The sequence below is a fragment of the Streptomyces sp. S3(2020) genome (genome assembly GCF_013044505.1).
Taxonomy (GTDB): Bacteria; Actinomycetota; Actinomycetes; order Streptomycetales; family Streptomycetaceae; genus Streptomyces.
Window position 1 is genome coordinate 60341 of sequence record NZ_JABERD010000029.1, and the last position, 6998, is coordinate 67338.

8 protein-coding genes are annotated in these 6998 nt (G+C 70.3%); 7 read left to right on the plus strand and 1 reads right to left on the minus strand.

The window, feature by feature from the left end; all coding sequences use genetic code 11:
* Window positions 1-112 precede the first annotated feature (112 nt).
* Window positions 113-1840: an endolytic transglycosylase MltG gene (mltG, locus tag HLK59_RS12715; RefSeq protein ID WP_171141480.1), complete on the plus strand. Its 1728-nt coding sequence runs from the start codon at window positions 113-115 to the stop codon at window positions 1838-1840.
* A 60-nt stretch (window positions 1841-1900) separates the two neighbouring features.
* Here mltG and HLK59_RS12720 read toward each other — a convergent pair whose 3' ends face one another.
* Window positions 1901-2344 (minus strand): hypothetical protein, encoded by a 444-nt coding sequence (locus HLK59_RS12720; RefSeq protein WP_171141481.1) that lies wholly within the window; start codon window positions 2342-2344, stop codon window positions 1901-1903.
* Between the two features lie 145 nt (window positions 2345-2489).
* Between HLK59_RS12720 and HLK59_RS12725 the strand changes: the two genes are divergently transcribed.
* The 6 genes from HLK59_RS12725 to HLK59_RS50935 form a co-directional block, all read left to right on the plus strand.
* Window positions 2490-3329, plus strand: a complete 840-nt coding sequence (locus HLK59_RS12725; RefSeq protein WP_171141482.1) for a shikimate dehydrogenase — start codon at window positions 2490-2492, stop codon at window positions 3327-3329.
* A gap of 47 nt (window positions 3330-3376) precedes the next feature.
* Window positions 3377-3727, plus strand: coding sequence for a hypothetical protein (locus HLK59_RS12730; RefSeq protein WP_171141483.1), 351 nt, complete (start codon window positions 3377-3379; stop codon window positions 3725-3727).
* 171 nt (window positions 3728-3898) lie between these two features.
* Window positions 3899-5083, plus strand: a complete 1185-nt coding sequence (gene aroC, locus HLK59_RS12735) for a chorismate synthase (RefSeq protein ID WP_171141484.1) — start codon at window positions 3899-3901, stop codon at window positions 5081-5083.
* Window positions 5080-5595 (plus strand): shikimate kinase, encoded by a 516-nt coding sequence (locus HLK59_RS12740; protein ID WP_171141485.1) that lies wholly within the window; start codon window positions 5080-5082, stop codon window positions 5593-5595. Before aroC ends, HLK59_RS12740 begins: the two co-directional genes overlap by 4 nt.
* Window positions 5592-6683, plus strand: a complete 1092-nt coding sequence (aroB, locus tag HLK59_RS12745) for a 3-dehydroquinate synthase (RefSeq protein ID WP_171141486.1) — start codon at window positions 5592-5594, stop codon at window positions 6681-6683. Before HLK59_RS12740 ends, aroB begins: the two co-directional genes overlap by 4 nt.
* Before the next feature lie 164 nt (window positions 6684-6847).
* The coding region (locus HLK59_RS50935) for a Pro-rich N-terminal domain-containing protein (protein WP_240982365.1) at window positions 6848-6998 on the plus strand (151 nt) is incomplete at its 3' end.

Sequence of the window (6998 nt, forward strand, 5' to 3'; positions counted from 1 at the left end):
GTAACGTTCCGCGCGATTGCGGCGCTGTTCGAACAGATGCCGCACAGAGAGAGGCGGAACTGATGCCGGGCCACAAGCTGCGTGACCGCCGCCTCGCGGCTCTAGGGGATCGATGACTGAGTATGGCCGGGGCCAGGACGGCTCCGAACCGTGGCATCCGCAGGACCCGTACTACGGGGACGGCGGATGGGAAGGGCAGCAGGGCCACGACGGCCATCAAGCTGCCTACGGCGGCCAGCAGCAGCACTATCCGCAGCAGCCGCAGCAGTCGCAGTACGGCGACTGGGGCAACGGCCAGCAGGCCGACTACGGTCAGGCGCAGCAGCAGTACCAGCAGTACGGCCAGCAGCAGTACGACCCGCAGCAGAGCTACGACCAGCAGCAGTACGCGGCCCAGCAACTACAGCATCAGCAGCACCCGCAGCACCAGCAGTACGACAACAACGGCTGGGGCACCGGGACGCACACGCACGTCCAGTACACGGACCCGTCGGACCCGTACGGCCAGCAGGCCGCCGCGTACGGCGCAGCGGAGCAGCCGGACTACTACGGCACCCCCGACGCCTATCCGCCGCCGGAGCCGCCGAACCGCCGGCGCACCGAGCCGGAACCGCAGCAGGCGGACTGGGATCCCGGACCCGACCAGGGCGAACACGCCTTCTTCGCGGGCGGCGGTGACGACGAGGACGACGTCGACGACGGCGACGACGACCAAGGCGGACGCGGCGACCGCAGGGGCCGCGGCGGCAAGAAACCGAAGAAACGCCGCAGTGGCTGCGCCTGCCTGGTGGTCCTGCTGGTGTTCGGCGGCGGTGTCGGCGGCGTCGGCTATTTCGGCTACCAGTTCTACAAGGATCGTTTCGCCTCTGCGCCGGACTACGCGGGCGACGGCACCAGCGCGACGGTGCCGGTCTCGGTGCCGAAGGGCGCGGGCGGTGCCGAGATCGGGCGGCTGCTCAAGGACGCGGATGTCGTCAAGAGCGTCGACGCGTTCGTCTCCGCGTTCACCCAGAACAAGGACGCGGGCAAGATCCAGGCCGGCTCCTATCTGCTGAACAAGCAGATGTCCGCCGAGAGCGCCGTGACGCTGATGCTCGACCCCAAGAGCCAGAACAACCTGATCGTCACCGAAGGCCAGCGCAATTCACAGGTCTACGCGGCGATCGACAAGCGTCTCGACCTCGACAAGGGCACCACGGCGAAGGTCGCGAAGCAGAAGTACAAGCAGTTCGGGCTGCCCGACTGGGCCCTCGGCCACTCCGATCTGAAGGACCCGCTCGAAGGGTTCCTCTACCCCTCCGCCTACGCGGCCAGCAAGGGGCAGAAGCCGGAGACCATCCTCAAGGAGATGGTCGCCCGGGCGAACGACACGTACGAGGAACTCGGCCTGGAGAAGAAGGCCGAGGGCCTGGGCCTCGACGGTCCCTGGGAGCTGCTCACCGTGGCGAGCCTCGTGCAGGCCGAGGGCACCAGCCACGACGACTTCCGCAAGATGGCCGAGGTCGTCTACAACCGGCTCAAGCCCGGGAACCCGCAGACGTACGGCTCCCTGGAGTTCGACTCCACGTACAACTACGTCAAGAACCAGAGCAAGATCGACCTGACGATCGCCGAGCTCAAGCAGTACAACAACCCGTACAACACGTACTACGTCAAGGGACTGCCGCCCGGGCCCATCGACAACCCCGGCGCCGAGGCGCTCAAGGGCGCCCTCAACCCGACGAAGCAGGGCTGGTACTACTTCATCTCGCTGGACGGCAAGACGAGCAAGTTCACCAAGACGCTCGCGGAGCACGACAAGCTGGTCCAGGAGTTCAACGCGTCGAGGAACAAGGACTGACGACGCGGCTGGGCCCCGGGGCGGACGTCCGCCCCGGGGCCCAGCCGCATGTCCGAACCGTCAGCCGCACCAGCCCAGCGGACTCGTGTACGAGTCGGTGTACGGCGAGGAGGAGCTCCACCAGCGGGTCGAGCCCATGTACTGCACGCACTTGCCCGCGGCCTTCACCCGCCGGGGACCGGCGTAGGAGTTGTAGTTGCCGGGGTCCGTGAGCCAGCTGCCGCCCTCGACACGGATGCCGACGTTCACCGGGTTCCCGATCTGCTCGCCGGTCACGACGGTGACCGCGCAGTTGTAGCCGGTCGAGGAGTTGTAGAGCAGGTAGACGATCGCCTGAGGACCACCGGTCTCCAGGTAGAGACCCAGTTCGTGGGAGGACTGGATGTAGTAGCCCGAGCCGCAGACGGTGACGGGGTTGCTGGCGGCCTGTGCCGAGCCGGTGAACGCCAGGGTGATACCCAAGGCGGCGCAGAGCGCTACGAACGCGCGCAGGACATGTCTCATGACGGGGTGGGTGGTCCTCACGTGACAGCGGATCAAGACGCGAGGACACTATGATCCGGAAAGCCCGTCAGACAGAGGGTTTCCGGCCGTCGAGTGGTGATTTTCGGATCATTGTTCGATTTTTTGAGGCTCAAGGACAGATTCCATGACAGCTCGGGCCACCGCCGCCCGCCGGGCCGCCGTACTCGGTTCGCCCATCGACCATTCCCTCTCGCCGGTGCTGCACCGCGCCGCGTACGAGGAACTGGGGCTCACGGACTGGTCGTACGACCGGTTCGACGTCGATGAGGCCGCGCTGCCCGGGTTCGTCGCGGAACTGGGGCCGGAGTGGGCCGGGCTGTCGCTGACCATGCCGCTGAAACGGGCCGTCATCCCGCTGCTCGACGAGGTCAGCGAGACCGCCGCCTCGGTCGAGGCGGTCAACACCCTCGTGTTCACCGAGGACGGCCGCCGCGTCGGCGACAACACCGACATCCCCGGGATGGTCGCCGCCCTGCGCGAGCACGGCATCGAACAGGTCGACTCCGCCGCGATCCTCGGCGCGGGCGCCACCGCGTCCTCCGCGCTGGCCGCGCTGGCCCGGGTCTGCACCGGTGAGGTCGTCGTCTACGTCCGCAGCCGGGCCCGGGCCGCCGAGATGCGGGAGTGGGGCGAGCGCCTCGACGTCGAGGTACGGACCGAGGACTGGGCCGACGCCGCCGACGCGCTGCACCACCCCCTGGTGATCGCCACCACCCCGGCCGGCACGACGGACGCCCTGTCCGCCGCCGTACCCGAGCGGCCCGCCACCCTCTTCGACGTGCTCTACGAGCCGTGGCCCACCGAGCTCGCGGCCCGCTGGTCGATGTTCGGCGGGGCCGTGGTCAGCGGACTCGACCTGCTGGTGCACCAGGCGGTGCTCCAGGTCGAGCAGATGACGGGCTGTGCCCGGGCCCCGCTGGCGGCCATGCGAAAAGCGGGCGAGCACGCGCTGGCGGCCCGCTAGGATCCCCCGGGTTCCGCAGGGGGCGGAACCGGGAGGGGAGAACAAGCGTGTCCGCAGGCATGCAGATGGCATCCGGCAAGAGCGAGATATTCGAGTTCGTGCTGAGGTTCATGCCCGACTGGGTGCAGATCACGGTGCTCGCCCTGGTCGTGCTCGCGGTGCTCGTGTCCTGGGGCATCAAGCTCAAGCGCAAGATCGATTACCGGCGGGCCCTGCGCAGCGGGCAGCCGATCCACGCGGCGGCGCGGCACGGGCAGCGCAGCGGCGCCGACTATCTCGGCGCGTACGCGCCCCAGCAGCCGCCGGTCCCGCCCCAGCCGGCGCCCGCCCAGCAGAGCGGCGCCGACTTCCTGGGGGCCTACGCGCCGCAGAACCGGCAGGGGAACGGCTCGGTCTGAGCCGTTCCGGTGTGCGTGCGTCCGCCTGATGGACCAACGGCGGGAGGAGCCCGCCGGACATGGGAGGATCGAAGGTGGCGGGCCGGGGCCGCGCACCCGGTCGCGCCATTGCCGTACGCGAGGACGCGCGTACGCAGGGCAGTACGAGGGCGCGAGCACTGAGGAGCACCGTTGAGCAGGTTGCGCTGGCTGACCGCGGGGGAGTCCCACGGCCCCGCACTCGTCGCGACGCTGGAGGGCCTTCCCGCCGGCGTGCCGATCACCACGGAGATGGTGGCGGACCACCTGGCCCGGCGCCGCCTCGGTTATGGACGCGGCGCGCGGATGAAGTTCGAGCAGGACCAGGTCACCTTCCTCGGCGGCGTCCGGCACGGTCTCACCCTCGGCTCCCCGGTCGCGATCATGGTGGGCAACACCGAGTGGCCCAAGTGGGAGCAGGTCATGGCCGCCGACCCGATCGACGAGGAGATCCTCGCCGGACTGGCCCGCAACGCCAAGCTGACCCGCCCGCGCCCCGGCCACGCCGACCTCGCCGGCATGCAGAAGTACGGCTTCGACGAGGCCCGTCCGATCCTGGAGCGTGCCTCCGCGCGGGAGACCGCGGCGCGTGTCGCGCTCGGCGCCGTCGCCCGGTCGTACCTCAAGGAGACGGCCGGCATCGAGATCGTCAGCCATGTCGTGGAGCTGTGCTCGGTGAAGGCCCCGGCCGGCGTGTACCCGACCCCCGCCGACGTCGAGCGGCTGGACGCCGACCCGCTGCGCGTCCTGGACGCGGACGCGTCGAAGGCGATGGTGGCCGAGGTCGACCAGGCCCACAAGGACGGCGACACCCTCGGTGGCGTGGTCGAGGTCCTGGCCTACGGCGTCCCCGTCGGCCTCGGCTCCCACGTCCACTGGGACCGCAAGCTGGACGCCCGGCTCGCCGGTGCCCTCATGGGCATCCAGGCCATCAAGGGCGTCGAGCTCGGCGACGGCTTCGAGCTGGCGCGGGTGCCCGGCTCCGAGGCGCACGACGAGATCGTCAACTCGCCCGAGGGCATCCGCCGCGTCTCCGGCCGCTCCGGCGGTACCGAGGGCGGTCTGTCCACCGGTGAGCTGCTGCGGGTCCGCGCCGCGATGAAGCCGATCGCGACCGTGCCGCGCGCCCTTCAGACGGTGGACGTCGCCACCGGCGAGGCCGCGCCCGCCAACCACCAGCGCTCCGACGTCTCCGCGGTCCCCGCCGCCGGCATCGTCGCCGAGGCCATGGTCGCCCTCGTCCTCGCGGACGCGGTGGCGGAGAAGTTCGGCGGCGACAACGTCGTGGAGACCCGCCGCAACGTGCAGTCGTACCTCGAGAACCTGGCCATCCGATGACCGGTCCCCAGGTGGTGCTGGTCGGTCCGATGGGCGTGGGCAAGTCCACCGTCGGGCAGCTGCTGGCCGAGCGCCTCGGCGTCGGCTACCGGGACACCGACGACGACATCGTCGCCGAGCAGGGCCGGACCATCGCCGAGATCTTCGTCGACGAGGGTGAGCCGGTCTTCCGGGCGATCGAGAAGGCCGCCGTGAACAAGGCGCTCGCCGAGCACGACGGTGTTCTCGCGCTGGGAGGCGGCTCGATCCTCGACGAGGGCACGCGCGCACTGCTCGCCGGGCAGCGGGTCGTCTACCTCTCGATGGACGTCGAGGAGGCGGTCCAGCGCACCGGCCTCAACGCCGCCCGCCCGCTGCTCGCGGTCAACCCGCGCAAGCAGTGGCGCGAGCTGATGGAGGCACGGCGGCATCTGTACGAGGGGATCGCCACGGCGGTCGTCGCCACCGATGGCCGTACCCCCGAAGAAGTCACCGAAGCGGCCATGGACGCACTGGAGTTGAAGCAGGCATGAGCGAGGCAGTGACGAGGATCCAGGTCGGCGGCACCGCGGGCAGCGAGCCGTACGAGGTCCTGGTGGGCCGTCAACTCCTGGGTGAGCTCGGCGCGTTGGTCGGTCCCAAGGCCAAGCGGGTCGCGGTGATCCACCCCGAGGCGCTCGCCGAGACCGGTGAGGCGCTGCGGGCCGACCTCGCCGGGCAGGGCTTCGAGGCGGTCGCCATCCAGGTGCCCAACGCCGAGGAGGCCAAGACCGCCGAGGTGGCCGCCTACTGCTGGAAGGCCCTCGGGCAGTCCCACTTCACCCGCTCCGACGTCGTCGTCGGCGTCGGCGGCGGCTCGACCACCGACCTGGCCGGTTTCGTGGCCGCGACCTGGCTGCGCGGTGTGCGCTGGATCGCGATCCCCACCACCGTCCTGGCGATGGTGGACGCGGCCGTCGGCGGCAAGACCGGCATCAACACCGCCGAGGGCAAGAACCTCGTCGGCTCCTTCCACCCGCCGGCCGGTGTGCTGTGCGACCTGGCCGCGCTGGACTCCCTGCCGGTCAACGACTACGTCTCCGGCCTCGCCGAGATCATCAAGGCCGGCTTCATCGCCGACCCGGTGATCCTGGACCTCATCGAGTCCGACCCCGAGGCCGCGCGCACCCCGGCGGGCCCGCACACGTCCGAGCTGATCGAGCGTGCCATCCGGGTCAAGGCCGAGGTCGTCTCCGCGGACCTGAAGGAGTCGGGCCTGCGGGAGATCCTCAACTACGGTCACACGCTGGCCCACGCCATCGAGAAGAACGAGCGGTACAAGTGGCGGCACGGCGCCGCGGTCGCCGTGGGCATGCACTTCGCGGCCGAACTCGGCCGTGTCGCGGGCCGGTTGGACGACGCCACGGCGGACCGGCACCGCACGGTCCTGGAGTCGGTCGGCCTGCCGCTGCACTACCGCTATGACCAGTGGCCCAAGCTCCTCGAGACCATGAAGGTCGACAAGAAGTCCCGCGGGGACCTGCTGCGCTTCATCGTCCTGGACGGACTGGGCAAGCCCACCGTCCTGGAGGGCCCCGACCCGGCCGTGCTGCTCGCCGCGTACGGCGAGGTGGGCGAGTAGTCCGCAGAGGCGCCATCCGTCCGATTTGCCTTACGGGCGCGGGCACTTAGGGCCGTCCCCGGCCGTTCACCAAACGGCGGCCGGGGACGGTACCGTTCGGTAAGGAGCGGGGTTCGTACCCTGCTGCCAGCGCCAATTGCCTGTACGAGACGGAGTGGCACCGGATGCAGCACGCAGTGGGTCCTCCGCTGCCGCCGCCCCACCAGCCGGGGCACGGACCGGCCGTCGGCTGGCCGCCGGCCGCACACCACCCGGGTCCCCACCACCCGGGCGCGCACCAGGGGTCCGCCCCCTGTCTCTTATCCACATATACGC

Bases quoted from the DNA above. Each gene is read 5' to 3' on its own strand.
- HLK59_RS12725 (WP_171141482.1), top strand. From the start codon at position 2,490: ATGACAGCTCGGGCCACCGCCGCCCGCCGGGCCGCCGTACTCGGTTCG.
- mltG (WP_171141480.1), top strand. From the start codon at position 113: ATGACTGAGTATGGCCGGGGCCAGGACGGCTCCGAACCGTGGCATCCG.
- aroB (WP_171141486.1), top strand. From the start codon at position 5,592: ATGAGCGAGGCAGTGACGAGGATCCAGGTCGGCGGCACCGCGGGCAGC.
- HLK59_RS12720 (WP_171141481.1), bottom strand. From the start codon at position 2,344: ATGAGACATGTCCTGCGCGCGTTCGTAGCGCTCTGCGCCGCCTTGGGT.
- HLK59_RS12740 (WP_171141485.1), top strand. From the start codon at position 5,080: ATGACCGGTCCCCAGGTGGTGCTGGTCGGTCCGATGGGCGTGGGCAAG.